18 protein-coding genes and 1 tRNA gene are annotated in these 16,806 nt (G+C 65.2%); 7 read left to right on the plus strand and 12 right to left on the minus strand.

The window, feature by feature from the left end:
* Position 1: 1 nt before the first annotated feature.
* The 3 genes from RA164_RS14055 to RA164_RS14065 are packed head-to-tail and all read left to right on the plus strand — an operon-like array spanning position 2 to position 3,567.
* Positions 2-1,456 (plus strand): hydrogenase 4 subunit F, encoded by a 1,455-nt coding sequence (locus RA164_RS14055; RefSeq protein ID WP_329741462.1) that lies wholly within the window; start codon positions 2-4, stop codon positions 1,454-1,456.
* Positions 1,457-1,460: 4 nt separating this feature from the next.
* A complete protein-coding gene (locus tag RA164_RS14060; RefSeq protein ID WP_329741463.1) occupies positions 1,461-3,005 on the plus strand; it encodes a hydrogenase large subunit in 1,545 nt (514 codons plus the stop codon).
* Positions 2,989-3,567 (plus strand): NADH-quinone oxidoreductase subunit B family protein, encoded by a 579-nt coding sequence (locus tag RA164_RS14065; protein WP_329741464.1) that lies wholly within the window; start codon positions 2,989-2,991, stop codon positions 3,565-3,567. The genes RA164_RS14060 and RA164_RS14065 overlap by 17 nt, the downstream gene beginning before the upstream one ends.
* A gap of 568 nt (positions 3,568-4,135) precedes the next feature.
* Here the strand turns inward: RA164_RS14065 and RA164_RS14070 are convergent.
* The 5 genes from RA164_RS14070 to RA164_RS14090 form a co-directional block, all read right to left on the minus strand.
* Positions 4,136-5,350, minus strand: coding sequence for a tyrosine-type recombinase/integrase (locus tag RA164_RS14070; RefSeq protein ID WP_329741465.1), 1,215 nt, complete (start codon positions 5,348-5,350; stop codon positions 4,136-4,138).
* Between the two features lie 173 nt (positions 5,351-5,523).
* A tRNA-Thr gene (locus RA164_RS14075) sits at positions 5,524-5,599 on the minus strand.
* 79 nt (positions 5,600-5,678) lie between these two features.
* A complete protein-coding gene (locus tag RA164_RS14080; protein WP_329741466.1) occupies positions 5,679-6,386 on the minus strand; it encodes an SPOR domain-containing protein in 708 nt (235 codons plus the stop codon).
* Between the two features lie 108 nt (positions 6,387-6,494).
* On the minus strand, positions 6,495-7,241 hold the full coding sequence (locus RA164_RS14085) for a type III pantothenate kinase (RefSeq protein ID WP_329741467.1): 747 nt from the start codon (positions 7,239-7,241) through the stop codon (positions 6,495-6,497).
* Positions 7,238-8,227 carry a biotin--[acetyl-CoA-carboxylase] ligase gene (locus RA164_RS14090; RefSeq protein ID WP_329741468.1) on the minus strand — a complete coding sequence of 330 codons (990 nt, stop codon included), beginning with the start codon at positions 8,225-8,227 and terminating at the stop codon, positions 7,238-7,240. Before RA164_RS14090 ends, RA164_RS14085 begins: the two co-directional genes overlap by 4 nt.
* Positions 8,228-8,379: 152 nt before the next feature.
* On the opposite strand from RA164_RS14090, the gene RA164_RS14095 reads away from it, so the two are divergent.
* Positions 8,380-8,736 (plus strand): hypothetical protein, encoded by a 357-nt coding sequence (locus RA164_RS14095; RefSeq protein ID WP_329741469.1) that lies wholly within the window; start codon positions 8,380-8,382, stop codon positions 8,734-8,736.
* Between the two features lie 48 nt (positions 8,737-8,784).
* Here RA164_RS14095 and RA164_RS14100 read toward each other — a convergent pair whose 3' ends face one another.
* The 4 genes from RA164_RS14100 to dusA form a co-directional block, all read right to left on the minus strand.
* Positions 8,785-10,197 carry an ATP-binding protein gene (locus tag RA164_RS14100; RefSeq protein WP_329741470.1) on the minus strand — a complete coding sequence of 471 codons (1,413 nt, stop codon included), beginning with the start codon at positions 10,195-10,197 and terminating at the stop codon, positions 8,785-8,787.
* On the minus strand, positions 10,163-10,855 hold the full coding sequence (locus tag RA164_RS14105) for a response regulator transcription factor (protein WP_329741471.1): 693 nt from the start codon (positions 10,853-10,855) through the stop codon (positions 10,163-10,165). Before RA164_RS14105 ends, RA164_RS14100 begins: the two co-directional genes overlap by 35 nt.
* Positions 10,855-11,178, minus strand: a complete 324-nt coding sequence (locus RA164_RS14110; protein WP_329741472.1) for a PepSY domain-containing protein — start codon at positions 11,176-11,178, stop codon at positions 10,855-10,857. Before RA164_RS14110 ends, RA164_RS14105 begins: the two co-directional genes overlap by 1 nt.
* 90 nt (positions 11,179-11,268) lie before the next feature.
* Positions 11,269-12,204: a tRNA dihydrouridine(20/20a) synthase DusA gene (gene dusA / locus RA164_RS14115; RefSeq protein WP_412731111.1), complete on the minus strand. Its 936-nt coding sequence runs from the start codon at positions 12,202-12,204 to the stop codon at positions 11,269-11,271.
* Positions 12,205-12,522: 318 nt separating this feature from the next.
* Here dusA and RA164_RS14120 point away from each other — a divergent pair, with 318 nt between their 5' ends.
* Positions 12,523-13,299, plus strand: a complete 777-nt coding sequence (locus RA164_RS14120; RefSeq protein WP_329741474.1) for a ferredoxin--NADP reductase — start codon at positions 12,523-12,525, stop codon at positions 13,297-13,299.
* Between the two features lie 95 nt (positions 13,300-13,394).
* Here RA164_RS14120 and RA164_RS14125 read toward each other — a convergent pair whose 3' ends face one another.
* Positions 13,395-14,045 (minus strand): RIO1 family regulatory kinase/ATPase domain-containing protein, encoded by a 651-nt coding sequence (locus RA164_RS14125; RefSeq protein ID WP_329741475.1) that lies wholly within the window; start codon positions 14,043-14,045, stop codon positions 13,395-13,397.
* 106 nt (positions 14,046-14,151) lie between these two features.
* Here RA164_RS14125 and RA164_RS14130 point away from each other — a divergent pair, with 106 nt between their 5' ends.
* Positions 14,152-14,637 (plus strand): DUF456 domain-containing protein, encoded by a 486-nt coding sequence (locus RA164_RS14130; RefSeq protein WP_329741476.1) that lies wholly within the window; start codon positions 14,152-14,154, stop codon positions 14,635-14,637.
* Between the two features lie 9 nt (positions 14,638-14,646).
* Here RA164_RS14130 and trhA read toward each other — a convergent pair whose 3' ends face one another.
* A complete protein-coding gene (gene trhA, locus RA164_RS14135; RefSeq protein WP_329741477.1) occupies positions 14,647-15,312 on the minus strand; it encodes a PAQR family membrane homeostasis protein TrhA in 666 nt (221 codons plus the stop codon).
* Between the two features lie 388 nt (positions 15,313-15,700).
* On the opposite strand from trhA, the gene RA164_RS14140 reads away from it, so the two are divergent.
* On the plus strand, positions 15,701-16,369 hold the full coding sequence (locus RA164_RS14140) for an energy transducer TonB (protein ID WP_329741478.1): 669 nt from the start codon (positions 15,701-15,703) through the stop codon (positions 16,367-16,369).
* Positions 16,370-16,437: 68 nt separating this feature from the next.
* Here the strand turns inward: RA164_RS14140 and RA164_RS14145 are convergent, their stop codons facing one another.
* Positions 16,438-16,728, minus strand: a complete 291-nt coding sequence (locus tag RA164_RS14145) for a hypothetical protein (RefSeq protein ID WP_329741479.1) — start codon at positions 16,726-16,728, stop codon at positions 16,438-16,440.
* Between the last annotated feature and the right edge of the window lie 78 nt (positions 16,729-16,806).

The following is a 16,806-nucleotide window of genomic DNA, read 5'->3' on the forward strand; positions in this document are numbered from 1 at the left end:
CATGGAGATTGCATGGGTCGTGGGCATCCCTGTCGTGGGAGCCGCCCTGCTTGCGCTGATCGGCTCGCGACGTTATGCCGCCGAGATCAATGTCGCGATCAGCCTGGCCACGCTGCTGGCCGCGTCGATGCTGACCGTCCATGTCTTCCGGGATGGATCCCTGACGGCCTATGACGAGCAGTTCTTCATTGATCCGTTCAACGTGTTCCTCGTGGCGCTGACGGCGCTGGTCGGCTTCACCACGGCGCTCTTTTCACGGTCCTACATGCGCATCGAAGCCACCCATGGCCGACTGACCGTGCGACGGCTACGGCTTTATCACAGCATGTACCAGCTGTTCATGGCGTCCATGCTGGTCGCCCTGACGACAAACAACCTGGGATTCCTGTGGGTGGCCATGGAGGCGGCCACACTGTCGACCGTTCTGCTGGTGTCGCTGTATCGCACCCGCGCAAGCATCGAGGCCGCCTGGAAGTACTTCATCCTTTGCGGCGTGGGGATCGCCCTGGCGCTGTTCGGCACCATTCTGATGTACGTGGCCGCGCAGGATCGGCTCGGCGGCAGTGGCATGTCCGCACTGCTCTGGACGCATCTCGACGCGGTCAGGGGCCAGCTGGAACCCACCGTGGTCGGCCTGGCCTTCGTCTTTCTGCTGGTCGGGTACGGCACCAAGGTCGGGCTGGCACCGTTGCACAACTGGTTGCCGGATGCACACGCCGAGGGTCCCACGCCCGTCTCGGCGGTTCTGTCCGGGCTTCTTCTCAACGTAGCGCTCTATGCCGTCCTGCGTTGCAAGATCATTGCCGACGGCGCCCTGCATTCACCGCTTCCCGGACGCATGCTGATGGGCTTCGGCCTGCTGTCGACCGTATGGGCCGCGCTGTTTCTCTGGCGCCAGCGCGACATCAAGCGATTGTTCGCGTACTCGTCGATCGAGCACATGGGCATCATGACCTTCGCCTTCGGCATGGGCGGACCGGTCGCGACCTTCGCTGGTCTCTTACACATGACCGTACACTCGTTGACGAAGTCGGCCATCTTTTTCACGGCAGGCCATGCATCGCAAGCGACGGGCACGCAGCGCATGGACCGTATTCGCGGCCTGCTCGCCATTCATCCCAGTGTCGGCTGGGGGCTCATGATTGGATCGCTGGCGATTCTCGGCATGCCGCCTTTCGGCGTGTTCGCTAGCGAGTACATGGTCCTCATGACGGCGATGCGCGACCACCCGTGGGCAACGCCTTTCCTGCTCTTCGCATTGGTGATTGCCTTCGCCGCCATCTTCGCGCGTGTGCAACCGATGGTCTTCGGCGAAGCCGAAGCGCCGTCACTCCCGCACCCGCCGTCCCTGGCACCGGTTTTCATTCACCTGGCCCTAGTGCTCGTCTTGGGTATCAGCATTCCAGCGGCTCTCGCCGAATGGTATCGCCTGGCAGCCCACCTGTTCGTGAGGTGACCCTATGCCGCTTGAAGTCATTGCTCGAAACGGCATCCCGGTACCGGCCAATGTCCCCGTGCGACGCCTTGTGGTCGACGCCCATCAATGGACGTCGCTGGCCGAGCAACTGCACGTGGCCGGAGCAAGCCTGCTCACGCTGTGGGGACATGACGAGCGAGATCGCAACGGCCAGTTCAGCGTCTTCGCGGCCTTCCTCCTGCCTGGCCAAGTGGTGGTGCTTCAGCACATGCTGGCGGGGCATCACCCGATCTACCCATCCCTTGGACACCGGTTCCCGGTCGCCATTCGCTTGCAGCGGTCCACTTACGATCTGCTCGGCGTGGAAGCCGACGGCGACGACACCCGCTCATGGCTATGCCATGACACCTGGCCCGCCCACTACTTCCCGTTACGTCGCGACGCCGATCTGGCCATCACGCATGCCACGCCGCCACGGCCTTATCGCTTTGTACCCGTCCTCGGCGAGGGTGTGCACGAGATACCGGTCGGTCCGGTGCATGCCGGCACCATCGAGCCCGGCCACTTCCGGTTCTCCGTCGTCGGTGAAAAGGTCCTTCGCCTGGAAGCGCGGCTCGGCTATGCCCACAAGGGCATAGCCAAACGGTTCGAAACGCTTGCACCACACGAGGGACACCGGCTCGCCGCACGCGTCAGCGGCGACAGCGCCGTCGCGTACTCATGGGCCTATTGTGCGGCACTCGAGTCACTTACAGGCATGGCCCCGTCGCCACGGGCCGCGCATCTGCGTGCCCTCGCTCTTGAACGGGAACGCATCGCCAATCATCTCGGCGACCTGGGCGCGCTCGGCAACGATGCCGGCCTCGCGTTCGGCCTCACTCAGTTCTCGATACTGAAAGAGCGCCTGCTTCGCCTCAATGACGACATCTTCGGTCAGCGCTATCTGATGGATTACGTCATTCCAGGTGGCGTGCAATCCGATATCGGACCGCATCACGTTCGTCGACTCCTCGACGAAACGACCGTTCTCGCCCACGAAGTCACATCACTACGCTCGATCTACAGCAGCCATTCAGGCCTTCAGGACCGCTTCCGCGGCACCGGGCAACTCGCGCCGTCCCTCGCCAAGGCTCACGGGGCACTGGGCCTTGTCGCACGGGCTTCGGGCATCGCGCAGGACGCACGCATCAGCATGCCGTGGGCACCCTACAACGATGTCCCTCCCGCAGGAGTGCTGGAGACCGACGGCGATGTCGCCGCACGCGTCCAGGTGCGCTTTGGCGAGGTCATGGAGTCCTTGCGACTCAGTCGTCTCTTGCTCGAGAAGCTCCCGCCAGGACCCACCGCGACGCCCATCCCCACGGCAGCCTCCCATGCCATCGGTATCGGCATCATTGAAGGATGGAGGGGGCCGGTGACGGTGGTGCTCGAGACCGACACCCCGCATACCATCCGGCGGTGTCACGTCCACGACCCGTCGTGGCAAAACTGGCCGCTGATCGAGTACGCGATGCTCGGCAATATCGTGCCCGATTTCCCGCTGATCAATAAGTCATTCAACCTTTCCTACAGTGGTCACGACGGGTGAGCCGATCATGCTAGATCTCCTGACACGTATCCGTCGCACCGGCCTGCTCACCGAGGCAACGGCCAAACCCGATCTTCGCGACGATGAAGTACGTCATATGCATGATCGCCTCCAGCGTGTGTTCGGGCGTGCATTGCGTATTCGCCATGTCGATGCCGGCTCCTGCAACGGCTGCGAGCTGGAAATCCAGGCGCTCACCAACCCGTACTACAACCTCGAAGGCGCCGGACTTGCCTTCGTCGCCAGCCCACGCCACGCAGACGTCCTACTGGTGACCGGCCCCGTCTCTGTCAACATGGTCGAAGCGCTCAGACGCACCTATGACGCCATGCCCAACCCCAAATGGGTCATGGCTGTCGGCGATTGCGGCGCCTGCGGTGGCGTCTTCGGCATCAATTACGCATCCCGTGGGCGCGTGGCCGATGTCCTTCCGGTGGATATGACGGTCCCGGGTTGCCCGCCGACGCCTCGTGCACTCCTGCAAGGACTGTTGCTGATGGCCAGCATGCCCCACTCACGTTCGCCTTTCCGAACCTCACGCGAACGCACCGATCCGAAATAGCCAGGCATACCCCACCGCGCGCCGCACGGCGCCGGGCCGAACTTACGTGGGGGCAAAATCTCCGTGCGGCTGATCTATTTCATTAATGTAGTATCCGCAAAAGACTTCAACTTTATAGCTGACAACTACCGCCGGTCGCTATGGAAATATTGCCACTCTAGAGGTGAGTTCTGGCAAATCTCGCATGCGCCCGGTGGTACTGAATGAACCATAGCGTTGAGTCGAGTCTCGAAGTCGAAGCTCCAACCTAGCACTGACAGCCATGCTGCAATCACCAAAGCTCAGGCGAGAGCGCACACTCGAATGACCGCTCTTGGCGCCGATTCCAGCCAGTGGTCTCATGCTGATCATCATGCCGGTGCGCTGATCATGATCGATTGGTGCTACTGATCAACTCCATCGGTGTACGCATCGAAAGCAGCAGCCACACCATTGCTAGTCGATACTCTATGGCGCTAGGGAAAGTGCAACTGCCTGCCAGAAAGCATACCCTTCAAAATTTTGCTCATAGGCGGCTTGATGTGCGTACTTCTCTGCATAGAGATGCACTCCCCTGCCAGTAGCAAATTCAGCCACACTCAACCGCGATCCCCACCTTCTTCCCAGTATTCCGCAACTCATCCAGGTAGTCCGCCCACGCCTGCATCATATTTCGGCGCTCAGGCAGATGCTGGGCATAGTTGTAAGCGGCACGGATACTGTTGCGCTCGACATGCGCCAGCTGGCGCTCAATCCAGTCTGTGTTGTAGCCCTGCTCGTGAAGCAGTGTACTCGCCAAACTACGGAACCCATGACCGGTCATTGAATCCTTGTCGTACCCGAGTCGTCGTAATGCCGCGTTAATCGTGCCATCGCTCATAGGCTCCGTATAACGTCGAACCCCTGGGAATACTAGGCGCCCCCGCCCCGTCAGCGGTTGAAGCTCCTGAAGGATGTTCACCGCCTGGCGAGACAAAGGCACGAAGTGCCTCTCACGCATCTTCATCCGTTCACCAGGAATCACCCACATCCCCTTTTCAAGGTCGAACTCTCCCCAGTCTGCCTTGCGCAGCTCACCAGGGCGCACGAATACCAACGGAGCCAACTGCAGGGCACATCGAACGGGAAGCGTACCGCCATAGCTGTCGATCGCACGTAGCAACTCTCCTACCTTCAGTGGCTCGGTGATACTGGCCCTGTGGCGCGTCTTCGCCGTCTTCAGGGCACCGCGAAGGTCAACCGTCGGATCACGCTGCGCCCGACCGGTAGCCACGGCATACCGGAATACTTGCGAACAGATCGACTTAAGGCGCTGCGCGGTCTCTAGATGCCCCCGGGACTCCACGCGACGAAGCACAGCAAGTACATCCGGCGGCTCAAGATCACCTACGGGTCGGCCTCCAATCCAGGGAAAAGCCAAGTCATCGAGCATCCAACGCACCTTGCCCCGGGTGGTCTCAGCCAAGTCTTGGCGGCCAGCAAACCACTCCTCCGCAATGACAGCAAAGCTGTTCGCCGCCTGTTCCTTTCCTGCAGCCTTCTCTGCCCTACGCTTTGCTCCAGGGTCGACGCCTGCTTGTATCAGCTTCCGTGCATCATCGCGCCGAACACGCGCGTCAGAAAGACTCGTCTCGGGATAGGTACCCATGCTTAGCGTCTTGCGCTTGCCAGCGAATCGGTAGTCGAAACGCCACCAGCGCGCACCCGATGGGTTTAGAAGCAGGTAAAGGCCAGCCCCATCGGCCAGCTTCTTGGGCTTGTCGGGCAGTGGTGCCTTGCGGATAGTGATGTCGGTAAGCGCCATGACGGTAACACCCTCTAACGACAGGTTGCTTACCGTCAAATCTACCGTCACCTGACGGTGGATTTCAATGGACGTGATTGGACAGCACAAGACAACAAAAAAGCCAGAAGCCTTACGTACCAAGGACTTTCTGGCTTTTGTTAGACGAATTTGGACTGCTTTGAACCATTATGTGGTGCCGCTTGTCCGACTCGAACGGACGACCTACTGATTACAAATCAGTTGCTCTACCAACTGAGCTAAAGCGGCGACGGACCGCGATTCTAGCAGGCTGCCAGCCTGGCTCAATGCTTGCGCCGCATCCGGTCGGCCTGCCGGCCCGCCGGACTCAGAAGCAACCCGTACTGTGCGAGCCCACGCTCGGGTCGCGGATACGGCTGCGCCAGTCGAAATGGGCACTGTCGTTGACGACCATGTCCAGCCAGTACTGCGGCACCTGCTCGGTGCGCTGACTCAAGCGGGCCGGAAAACCGGCCGCCACGATCTGGTCGAAACGCTTGTGGGCATTGGCCGGATCGTGGAACAGGCCCAGTGAAACGGTGTTCTGCTGATCCCCGGAACCGACCACGAAATAGTCCGTGATATGGCTGGCTTCCAGCTTGCGCGCCTGCGCCAGCGCCGCCGCACGGCTTGGACTGGTGGGCAGATGCACCCACCAGCCACGCATCTCGGTGGACTGCTCCATGCGTGCACGCAGGCGGACCACCCTGGAGACCAGCGCACTGCGCGCGTCACGCATGTCCTGTGGCGTGGCGAACGGCCCAAGTGTCATGCACTGATAGCTCGCCGCCTGCGCCGGCACCACGGCTGGCGCGGCAGCAGGTGCCATGGCTACCGTGGTCGCAGGCGCCACTGAGGGCGCCGAGGCGGCGATCGCCGGCTCCGGACTGGCGGGGCGCTCGGACAGCAGGTGCAGCTCGGGTACCCCGGGATCGGTCGCGGCGCGGCGCACGGGATCACCCTGCCCCAGGAGCAGCCACGCACCCACGGCAATATTGAGCGTCATCAGAAGAACAAAAAGCAGGCGCAGGAACATCGACCATCCATCCGGCGGGTGAATACCTATTTTAAGCCAGCACGGCCGACCGGCGGCGTGCGGCACGACAAGCCCCACGGCATGCCGCACGAGGCCGGCATGCCTGGCTCAGGCCGACGTCGCCCCGTTCGCCCAGACCGCCAGGCCGCGCAGCACGCTGTCGACGACCTGGCGCGAGGGCAAGGTCAGCAGCGGCACCAGCTCGCCTGCATCCCCACCGTGCAGGATCATGCCGGGCGTGCCACCGAGCGGGCCGGCCATGCGCGCGGCGAAGCGCTCGACCAGGGCCACCGCCGCCAGCCAGCAACCCGAACTCACGGCATCGGCGGTATTGTCGGCCACGTCCAGTATCCGCCCCGGCCGCTCCGGCCGGACCTTGGCGGTAGCGCCCAGCAACGACTGCTGCATCAGTCGCGGCCCCGGAGCGATAAGCCCACCAAGATGCCGGCCATCCGCCGCCAGCGCATCCAGGGTGAGCGCGGTACCGACGCCGACCAGCACGCACGGAGCATCGCCGGCGGCCCGTGCCGCCACCATGCTCAGAAAACGATCGACGCCTAGCCGCCGGGGCTCGGCGTAGGCATTGCGCACGCCGCAGGCTTCCGCCGGGGTCCGCAGCCAGGCAACCGCCTGCCCGAACAGCGAAGCCGACTGCCCGGCCACCATCGCCTCGCGTGCCTCGTCCACCACCGACGCGCCCAGCACCGCCGCCGGCACCGGCAGGCCGTGCCACGCAGTCGACAGCAGATCCGGCAGGTTCTCATCCCAGGCCACGGCTCCGCGCGCCAGCCATCCGTCGTTGCCGGACAGCGCCCATTTCAGGCGGGTATTGCCCAGATCCAGCAGCAGCCTCATGCGCGACGCACCGTGACGTCAGCACTGTCGATGCGATGCAGGCCATCGGCGGCCTGCAACAGCAGCGCTCCGCGCGCATCCACGCCCGCACCGACGCCATCGAGATCGCCCAGCGCCCCGCTGAGGCGCAATGGCACGTCGCGCAGCAGGTCATGCCGCGCATAGTCGTCGGCGAATCCGGCGAAGCCCTGCTGCTCGAACACGGCCAGGCCATCGACCAGCGCCGCGATCAGTGCCGCCGCCACCGCGTTGCGGTCGGGCGGCACACCACCGCACAAGGTGGCCAGATCGCAGGCCGGCTGCCCGGCCTGCTCGTGCAGCGCCGGCGTCAGGCGAAGGTTGAGACCGATACCGATCACCGCGGCACAGGGCCCCTGATATTCGCCCGACAACTCGACCAGGATGCCGGCCAGCTTGCCGCCCGGAAGGCCATCGCCCGAACGGGCCAGCACGTCGTTCGGCCACTTCAGCCCGGCACCGCCCACCCCGAGCGACTCCAGCGCCCGCTGCACGATCACGCCAACCGCCAGCGACAGGCCGCCCAGCGCGGCAAAACCGGCATCGAAGCGCTTGAGGCAGGACAGATAAAGGTTCAGGCCGGGCGGCGAAAGCCAGGTCCGTCCACGCCGTCCGCGTCCGGCACTCTGGGTTTCCGCCATCACCACGCTGAGGTCCGGCGCCTTCGGCCCTCGGCGTTGCAACTCGGTCGAAGTGGAGTCGATTTCCCAGTACAGGTCCAGCACTCCGAGGCGTCGCCTGGCGGCCGCAGGCAGGGCCGCCTCGATGGTCGCGGCGTCCAGCATCTGCAATGGCCATGGCAGACCGTAACCGGCCGGACCATGGGATTCGATCGGCACGCCACGGCTGCGCAGCGCCTCGACCTGCTTCCAGATCGCAGCACGGGAGATCCCCGCGGCCTCGGCCAGCCGGGTGCCCGAGACGATTTCGCCGGTAGCCAGCGTCGCCAGCAATTGCGGGGCGGACATCAGCGCGTGCCCGCCGGCAGGAGGTCAGAACATGTCATCCGTGGATTCTAGCCGGTGCGACGGCCGTCGCACCGGCCGACCGGGGCACTGGCATCGCCACGCCATTTCTGGGACGATCAACGTCTCGCCTGTGCGTCAAGGGGTTGATCGCCATGCGCGCCATACATCTTGTACTGACCGGTTGCGTGCTGGGCCTGTGCCTGGTCGCGACGGCTCAAGCCACTGTCAATGCCGACACGGGAAATGGCGGCATGGGTGGCGACTCGAGTCATGCCAACGCATCGGCCAACGGCAGCCGTGATGCCGATACCTCCGGCGGCGAACTGATGGGCATGCCCGTCGGCGCCTCGTCCGGCAGCGGACATGCCAGCAGTGCGTCCTCGTCGGACAAGAGCGACGACAACTCGATCCACAACGTCAGCAGCGGTGACTCCGCACCCTCGTCGTCGCCGCCACCGCACCGCGTGAACCTGGGCTGGCAATCGCTGCTGCCCGGATCCATCCAGTAAGCGGCACCGCCGCGCCACCCGGACACGGGCAGCCGCAACGGTTGCCGGTCAGCCCGGCGGGAACTCCACGCTGAAGCGGGCACCGCCGAATTCCGGGGAGCGATCAACCACTAGCTCGCCACGATAGGCGCGCACGATGTCCTGCACGATGGACAGGCCGATGCCATGGCCTTGCACACGTTCGTCACCACGCACGCCACGCTGCAGCACCTTCTCGATCTTCTCGTCGGGAATGCCCGGGCCGTCGTCTTCCACGCTCAGCCACAGACCCGGACGCAAGCGGCTGCCCTGAGACTGCACCTTAGCGACCAGCAGCACGTGGTGGTTAGCCCACTTGAAAGCGTTCTCGAGCAGATTGCCCATCAGTTCCAGCAGGTCGCCCTGCTCGCCGTAGAAGGCCGCGGCATCCTCGATGTCGAATTCGCACAGCACGTTCTTGGCCGCGTAGACCTTCTCCAGGCTGCGCACCAGGTCCTCGGCATGACCAGCCAGCGGCACCGCCGCGGCGGCGAAGGTCTGCCGGCCCGAGGTCGCAGCGCGTGCCAGCTGATAGGCCACCAGTTCGTCCATCCGACGCACCTGGTCGAGCAGCGCATCGCGCAGCTGCGGCCGCTCGTTGGCCGCCGACTCCACCTGCGAGCGGATCACCGCCAACGGCGTCTTCAGGCTGTGAGCCAGGTCGGCCAGAGTGTTGCGGTAACGCGTGCGCTGCTCGCGCTCGCTGTCGATGAAGGCGTTGATGCGCCCGGTCAGGCCGGTCAGCTCGAGCGGATACTGACTGTCCAGGTGCTCGCTGTCGCCGCGCTCGACGCGGCTCATGTCGCTGGCGACCCGGCGCAGCGGGGTAAGGCTCCAGCGCAGCAGCAACAGCTGCAGCACGATCAGCAGCACGCCCAGTGTCGACAGCCAGCCGATCAGGCTGCGCCGGTACACCGCGTTACTGCTCGCGAGCTGCTCTTCGGTCTGCGCGACGGTAAACGTCAGATGCACCGACTTGCGCTCGGGCAGGTCCAGCGCCACGCCGTAACTGTAGTAGTACAGCCGACCCATACGGGTATCCACCGGCCCGACGAAGCGTCGCACTCCGGGCGGCAACGGCTGCAGGAAGCCGAAGTCGCGGCCGATTGCCGAGGACGACTCCCAGCGGAAGCCATGGTCGCCCAGCACCACCGCATACAGACCGGACCCGGGCCGCGAGAAGCGCGGGTCCGGCGTCGCGTCGGGCATCAGCGGACGCCCGTAGCGCCCCACGTCAGTGCCGGCGATGTAGGCAATCGCGAAGTTCTGCAGACGGTCCTGCAATGCATTGAGCGCGCTGTCCGCGTTGGTCTTGGACAGCGTCAGGCCGATCGCACCCAGAAAGGCTGCCAGCACCAGCGCGGTCGCCAGCGCCGCGCGTGCCGCCAGCGAGAACGGGCGTGGCGTCTCAGTCGTCGTCGCTTTCGTTGCGGGGGATGGCAAAGCGGTATCCGCGTCCACGTACCGTCTCGATGGGTTTGAGGGTGGCTTCCGGGTCCAGCTTCCTGCGCAGGCGGCCGATGAAGACCTCGAGCACGTTGGAGTCCCGGTCGAAATCCTGCTGGTAGATGTGCTCGGTCAGATCGGCCTTGGAGACCAGCTCGCCGGCGTGCAGCATCAGGTACTCGAGTACCTTGTACTCGTAGCTGGTGAGGTCGACCGGTTTGCCCTGGACCGTCACGGTCTGCGCGGTGGTATCCAGCTTGATCGGGCCGCATGCCAGCACCGGCTTGGACCAGCCACTGGCACGCCGCACCAATGCATTGATGCGCGCCAGCAGCTCCTCGACATGGAACGGCTTGACCAGATAGTCGTCGGCACCCTGCTTGAGGCCCTCCACCTTGTCCTGCCAGCCACCGCGCGCGGTGAGGATCAGGATCGGATAGCGCTGGCCGGCTTCGCGCAGCGCCTTGATCAGCTCCATGCCCGACATCTTGGGCAGGCCCAGATCGATGATGGCCAGGTCGAACGGCACCTCGCGCCCCATGTACAGGCCCTCTTCGCCGTCCTGCGCCGCGTCGACCGCGAAACCATCGCGTTTCAGGCGGGCGGCGAGGGTCTCGCGCAACGGCGCCTCGTCTTCTACCAGAAGGATGCGCATCAGTGTTTCTCCTTGTTGCCCGCGGCACGGCCGACGGGATTCTCGGTGGATGGAGCCCTTGAAGCGGGATGTCCGGCATCGGACGACAGGGTAACGACCCTCACGTGCCCATCGGGTGTAAGTACTTTGACGCGGTACTCCAGCCGGCGCCCCACATGACGCTGGTCGGCGGAAAGTATCCGCCCGCCCGTCTGCTGGTGGACCAGGATCACGGCCTGGTCCAGCGACGGGACGGAAGCTTCCTGCGCGCGCGCGCGGACCGCGGCCGTCACCAGCGACAGCACGGCCACGATGGCCAGCGCGGAGAGGGATTTCAATGCCATTTCATCTCATGACTGCTTGCGGGGGACACCCCCGCGGACGCTTCATAGTGAAAAACCCGGGCTGAATAGTGACCGGACGGCGATCGACTGTCACGCGGCAGCGTATCGGGCGGGGATGGCCTGCTCCAGCAACGGCCAGGCGGCCCCGGCGCGATGTGCGCCCTCGCTCAGCACCCGGCGGAAACCCCGTGCGCCAGGCTCGCCCTGGTAAAGCCCCAGCAGGTGACGCGTGATGTGTTTGAGCGCGGTGCCGCGGGCCAGTTCGGCCTCCACATAGGGCCGCAGGCGCGCCAGCACCTGCTCGCGGGTCGGCAGCGCCTGTCCATACAGCGCCTGCTCGAGCCGGGCCAGCACGAACGGATCGTGATAGGCCGCCCGCCCCAGCATCACGCCGTCCAGCTGCTGCAGGTGGTCGCGCACCTGCTCCACCGTGGTGATGCCGCCATTGATCACCACCACCAGTTGCGAAAACTCGCGCTTCAGCCGGTAGACGCGCTCGTAGTCGAGCGGCGGAATCTCGCGGTTCTCTTTCGGCGAAAGTCCCTGCAGCCAGGCCTTGCGCGCATGCACCACCAAGATTTCCACGCCGGCCTCGAGCATGGTATCGGTGAAGTGCTGCAGGTCGGCATAGTCGTCCTGGTCGTCGACGCCAATACGGCATTTCACCGTCACCGGCACCGCCACCGAGTCACGCATCGCCTTCACGCAGTCGGCCACCAGCGCCGGCTCGCGCATCAGGCAGGCGCCGAACCGGCCGGACTGCACGCGATCGGACGGGCAACCGACATTCAGGTTGATCTCGTCGTAGCCGGCCTGCGCACCCAGCCGGGCCGCCTCGGCCAGCTCGCGCGGTTCGCTGCCGCCCAGCTGCAGGGCTACCGGGTGCTCCTGCTGGCTGTGCTCGAGCAGACGCAACTGACGCCCACGCACCAGCGCCGCGCTGGTCACCATCTCGGTATACAGCCGGGCATGCGGCGACAGCAGTCGATGGAAATAGCGGCAATGCCGGTCCGTCCAGTCCATCATCGGCGCCACGCTGAGGCGCCAGGGCTGGTCGTCCGGCCGGGTTTGAAGTGGGGTCGAGGCGTTCATCAGCCTGCCATTTTCCGCGATAAGTCCCGTCACTGCACACTTTTCGGTCCGGATGGCCACAGCGGTCGTGCGCGAACGACCCGCCGCGAGCGCCCGAACCCCGGCAAGCAGCCCGCCGATCGCGTAAAATGGCGACCTGCTGCGTTTCCGCACGACACTCGCCAGGTAGCACGGCCCCGCCGCCTTCCCCAAGCGAGCAATGCCCGTGTTTCGTGCCGCGCCCACCCACTGCAACGACTTCGAGAGCCCACCATGGTAGCCATGGCGACCGAGCACGTGATCGACGTGCACCACTGGAACGACACGCTGTTTTCCTTCCGCACCACGCGCGACCCCGGCTTCCGCTTCGACAGCGGTCAGTTCGTGATGATCGGCATGGACGTGGACGGCAAGCCGCTGATGCGCGCCTATTCCATCGCCAGCGCCAGCTGGGAAGAACACCTGGAGTTCTTCTCGATCAAGGTGCCGGACGGCCCGCTCACCTCGCGCCTGCAGCACCTCAAGCCCGGCGACCCGCTGATCCTCACGCGCAAGCCCACCGGCACCCTGGTGCTGACCGACCTCAAGCCCGGCAAGCATCTGTACCTGCTCGGCACCGGCACTGGACTGGCACCGTTCATGAGCATCATCCGCGATCCGGATACCTACGAACGCTTCGACAAGATCGTGCTGGCCCACGGCGTGCGTCACATCAACGACCTTGCGTATGCCCAGTACCTGGAACACGAGCTGACGCAACACGAGTATCTGGGCGAGCTGGTGCGCGAGAAGCTGATCTACTACCCGACCGTCACGCGCGAGCCGTTCCGCAACCGGGGACGCATCACCGATGCGATCGCCGACGGCCAGATGAGCGAGACCATCGGCCTGCCGCCACTGAACCCGGATACCGACCGCGTCATGCTGTGCGGCAGTCCGGCCATGCTGGACGATCTCTGCGCACTGCTCGACGGCCGCGGCTTCCAGGCCTCGCCACGTACCCGCGAACCCGGCGACTACGTGATCGAACGCGCCTTCGTCGAAAAGTAAGAACCAGGAGTGAGTGGAGAGGAGTGAGGAATGAGAAAGGAGCGGCAGTGTTCTGGTGCCTGCACGCTTTTCTCTCACTTCTCACTTCTCGCCCGTCAGCTCCTGACGCGCCCCTTGCCCTCGTTGTCCCAGTAGCCGAATACGCGGCGGGCGATGAGCTTGTAGAGTCGCTTGCCGGTGGCGCGCCACAACCGCGAATGCGGCGCGGGCGTATCCAGAATGGCGCGCTGGCGGGCACTGAGCGCATCCGCACAATAGGTCCGCTTGTGCTTCAGCAGGTGACGCAAGTCCTCGCGCGCCAGCAGGCGGAACAGGCGACCACGGCGCCCGCGCGTCCATGCCAGCTGGAAATCCACCACGGCGGGACGACCGTCATCGCGCACCAGCCAGTTCGGCTCCTTGGCCAGGTCGTTGTGCACGATGCCGCACCGATGCAGGCGTGCGAGCAAGCGCAGTGCATCGCGGTAATAACCTCGATCGCGCGGCTGCGCCAGCTGCATCGGCTGGCCCGCGATATAGCTGCGCAGCAGTTCCCGACCATTCCAGCCCAGCAGTGCGGGCACGCCATCGATGCCGGCCAGCCGTGTCAGCGCACGGGCTTCGCGCGCCGCTGCACGTCGGGCGAAGGCACGCGACCACCAGCGCGCCGCACCGATGTCGCGGCGGATCGCGCGCTGGCGGTCATGCTCGACGATTTCGATGCGGCCGAGTTCGTCGGCCTTGAGCAAGGTGGGTTCGCTGGTCATGCCTGTTCCGGTCACACTGGTGGGCTCACTTGCCCGCTTCATCTCGACGACCGAGTATTGTGGCCGATCCACGGCACACCCGCCGCGACAGGGAAGGCCATACCGCATGCTCGACATCGCACTCTACCTGCTGGCCGCCGCACTGATCATCGGCGGGCTGATCGGCACCGTGCTTCCGGCCCTGCCCGGCCTGCCGATGATCTTCGGCGGCATCTGGCTGGCCGCGGCGGTGGACGGCTATCGCCACCTGGGCCAGTGGTGGCTGCTGGTACTCGGCGGCCTTACCGCGCTCGGCATCACCGTGGATTTCGTGGCCGCCTCGCTCGGCGCCAAACGCGTGGGCGCCAGCAAGACAGCGATCTGGGGGGCCAGCATCGGCACGATCGTGGGCATGTTCTTCGGCCTGCCCGGATTGATCCTGGGACCGTTCGTGGGCGCGCTGCTGGGCGAGTTCTCGTCCAGCGGCAGCGTGTTGCGTTCCACCCATGTCGGTATCGGCACCTGGCTCGGCCTGCTGTTCGGCGCCCTGCTCAAGCTGGTGCTTTCGCTGTTGATCCTGGCACTGGCCGCGTTCGGCTGGCTGCTGGCCTGACCCGGTCGCTCAGGCGCCGTCCGGCAGCACGTAAAGGAGCACGGCCATGAAATGCAGCACGCTGCCGGCCAGCACGAAGGCATGCCACACCGCGTGGTGATACGGCAGGCGCCGCCATAGATAGAACGGCACGCCCAAGGTGTAGGCCACGCCACCGGCGATCAGCAGCGCCATGCCACCAGTCTGCAGGTGCGCCAGCAGTGGCTTGAACGCCACCATGCCGACCCAGCCCATGGCCACGTAGAGCAGCACCGCCAGCGCGCGACGATGACCCAGCAGACCCAGTTCCAGGGCGCTGCCCAGCAGGGCCAGGGTCCAGATGACGCCGAACAGGCTCCAGCCCCAGGGCCCCGGCAAGGCCACCAGGGTAAATGGCGTGTAGGTGCCGGCGATCAGCAGGTAGATGGCGATGTGGTCGAGCACCCGCAACCGGCGCCGGACGGGTTCGCTACGCACCGCGTGATAGAGCGTCGATGCGGTGTAGAGCAGTACCAGCGAGCTGCCGTACACGGCACTGGCCGTCACTGCGCGGGCGTCGCCATGGATCGCGGCGAGGGCCACCAGGGTTGCCAGCCCGGCGATGCTTAGCAGGATGCCGACCCCGTGGATCAGGCTGCTGGCCAGTTCGTCACCAACGCTGTAGCGCGGCATCTGCGCCGGAAGTGCAGTGGTCATGGGTGATCGGCTCCGTGGACAGCGACCGGCGCCTGCGACGCGCCTCGACCTACCTTAGCGACTTGGCCGGCGCTTGCATACTCACGCGTATGTCGAAGCGAGGCACGCGCGTTAAGCGCGTCATCACGAAAGTTGTACACCCTTCCAAGGTTGTTGAGCGCATTTTAGGTCTAGCGGACTGTACCTCCCCGATGTCCGCATTCCCCGACCCCGCGCCCGCGGGGTTCTTTTTTGGCCCGGCGACAGGCCGCAGCCGACCGGCGCGGGTCCGCCCGAACTTGCGACACTAGGCTCGCAGGCATAGGCTGAAGCCGCGTCACCACGATCCCCTCTGCCTCCGGCAGCGTGCGTGCCGCCACAACTCCCCCACCGCTGTCAGGAGGTCGCCATGTCGTCCGCAAGCCTGGCTGTCGTTTCTCGCGCGCACCCGGATCCGGTGCGCATCGCTGCGCTCAGCGCCACACTCGCCCTCAACCTCGCCGCCTTCGTGATCGCGATGCGGCCGCAGGCCCCGGCCTTCACGCCTGCCACCATCCCGCACGACGCGCTGGTAGTGCAGTGGGCCGAACCGCCCGCGCCTGTGCCACCACCCCCGCCATTGACCGTCAAGCCGCTTCCGCCGCAACCGGCTCCGCTTCCTCGAACCCGCCCGACACCAGTCCAGCCACCGGTAGTGGCACCAACCGACCTGGACCGCATCGCCACCATCCAGCCTGCATCGGTCGCGCCACCGGCGACACCTGCGCACGATGCCCGGCCGGCGACGAACACGGTTCCGACCGAAGCCAGCCTCGCCTATCGCGCAGCGCCACTCCGCTACCCCGGCATGGCAATGCGCCAGCACATGCAGGGCACGGTATTGCTGCGCGTGCTGGTGGACGAAAACGGGCGACCGCTGCAAGTGGAGATCGCCCACAGCAGCGGCTATGTGCTGCTCGACCGTAGTGCGCGCGACCAGGTCCTCGCCGGGTGGCGTTTCAGCCCCGCGATGGTCGATGGCCATGCGGTGAAGGCATGGGCGCTGGTACCGGTCAGCTTTGCCCTTCGAACGCTCTGAGGGCAGCTCCGGCAAACGAAAGGGCCCGGCCCGCCATCACGGCGGACCGAGCCCTTCCACGGCAAACGTCAATGCGACAACTGCGGCTTCGACGGTGTGCGCCGCGTACCGTGCACGATCGCCCACACCACCGCGGCCACGAGCAGCAGCGGCATGCAGAATGGCAGCAACGCCAGCAGCACGAAGGGCGCAACCAGCAACAGCACCAGGCCACCCGCCAGCAGTCCGACGGCGCCGGCAAGCAAGCCAAACACCCCGCCGACAACCGCGAACACCAGCTTGAACACGAAACCCACCAGCGCGAAGGTCACCCACAACGCGACCGCCGCCAGCATCAGCATTACGAACAACTCGATCATGTCCGTTCTCCATTGATGAGCGCGCATTCCGGCACCCGTCCAGGCGCTTCGATGCGGCAAACCGCCCGAGGGTTTAAA

It is taken from the genome of Dyella sp. A6 (assembly GCF_036320485.1).
Lineage (GTDB): Bacteria > Pseudomonadota > Gammaproteobacteria > Xanthomonadales > Rhodanobacteraceae > Rhodanobacter_A > Rhodanobacter_A aluminiiresistens.

Coding starts and splice junctions, on each gene's coding strand:
- RA164_RS14060 (WP_329741463.1), top strand. CDS start 1,461: ATGCCGCTTGAAGTCATTGCTCGAAACGGCATCCCGGTACCGGCCAAT.
- RA164_RS14090 (WP_329741468.1), bottom strand. CDS start 8,227: ATGTCCGCCCCGCAATTGCTGGCGACGCTGGCTACCGGCGAAATCGTC.
- RA164_RS14070 (WP_329741465.1), bottom strand. CDS start 5,350: ATGGCGCTTACCGACATCACTATCCGCAAGGCACCACTGCCCGACAAG.
- RA164_RS14125 (WP_329741475.1), bottom strand. CDS start 14,045: ATGACCAGCGAACCCACCTTGCTCAAGGCCGACGAACTCGGCCGCATC.
- RA164_RS14080 (WP_329741466.1), bottom strand. CDS start 6,386: ATGTTCCTGCGCCTGCTTTTTGTTCTTCTGATGACGCTCAATATTGCC.
- RA164_RS14095 (WP_329741469.1), top strand. CDS start 8,380: ATGCGCGCCATACATCTTGTACTGACCGGTTGCGTGCTGGGCCTGTGC.
- RA164_RS14110 (WP_329741472.1), bottom strand. CDS start 11,178: ATGGCATTGAAATCCCTCTCCGCGCTGGCCATCGTGGCCGTGCTGTCG.
- trhA (WP_329741477.1), bottom strand. CDS start 15,312: ATGACCACTGCACTTCCGGCGCAGATGCCGCGCTACAGCGTTGGTGAC.
- RA164_RS14055 (WP_329741462.1), top strand. CDS start 2: ATGGAGATTGCATGGGTCGTGGGCATCCCTGTCGTGGGAGCCGCCCTG.
- RA164_RS14140 (WP_329741478.1), top strand. CDS start 15,701: ATGTCGTCCGCAAGCCTGGCTGTCGTTTCTCGCGCGCACCCGGATCCG.
- RA164_RS14130 (WP_329741476.1), top strand. CDS start 14,152: ATGCTCGACATCGCACTCTACCTGCTGGCCGCCGCACTGATCATCGGC.
- RA164_RS14085 (WP_329741467.1), bottom strand. CDS start 7,241: ATGAGGCTGCTGCTGGATCTGGGCAATACCCGCCTGAAATGGGCGCTG.
- RA164_RS14120 (WP_329741474.1), top strand. CDS start 12,523: ATGGTAGCCATGGCGACCGAGCACGTGATCGACGTGCACCACTGGAAC.
- RA164_RS14105 (WP_329741471.1), bottom strand. CDS start 10,855: ATGCGCATCCTTCTGGTAGAAGACGAGGCGCCGTTGCGCGAGACCCTC.
- dusA (WP_412731111.1), bottom strand. CDS start 12,204: ATGATGGACTGGACGGACCGGCATTGCCGCTATTTCCATCGACTGCTG.
- RA164_RS14145 (WP_329741479.1), bottom strand. CDS start 16,728: ATGATCGAGTTGTTCGTAATGCTGATGCTGGCGGCGGTCGCGTTGTGG.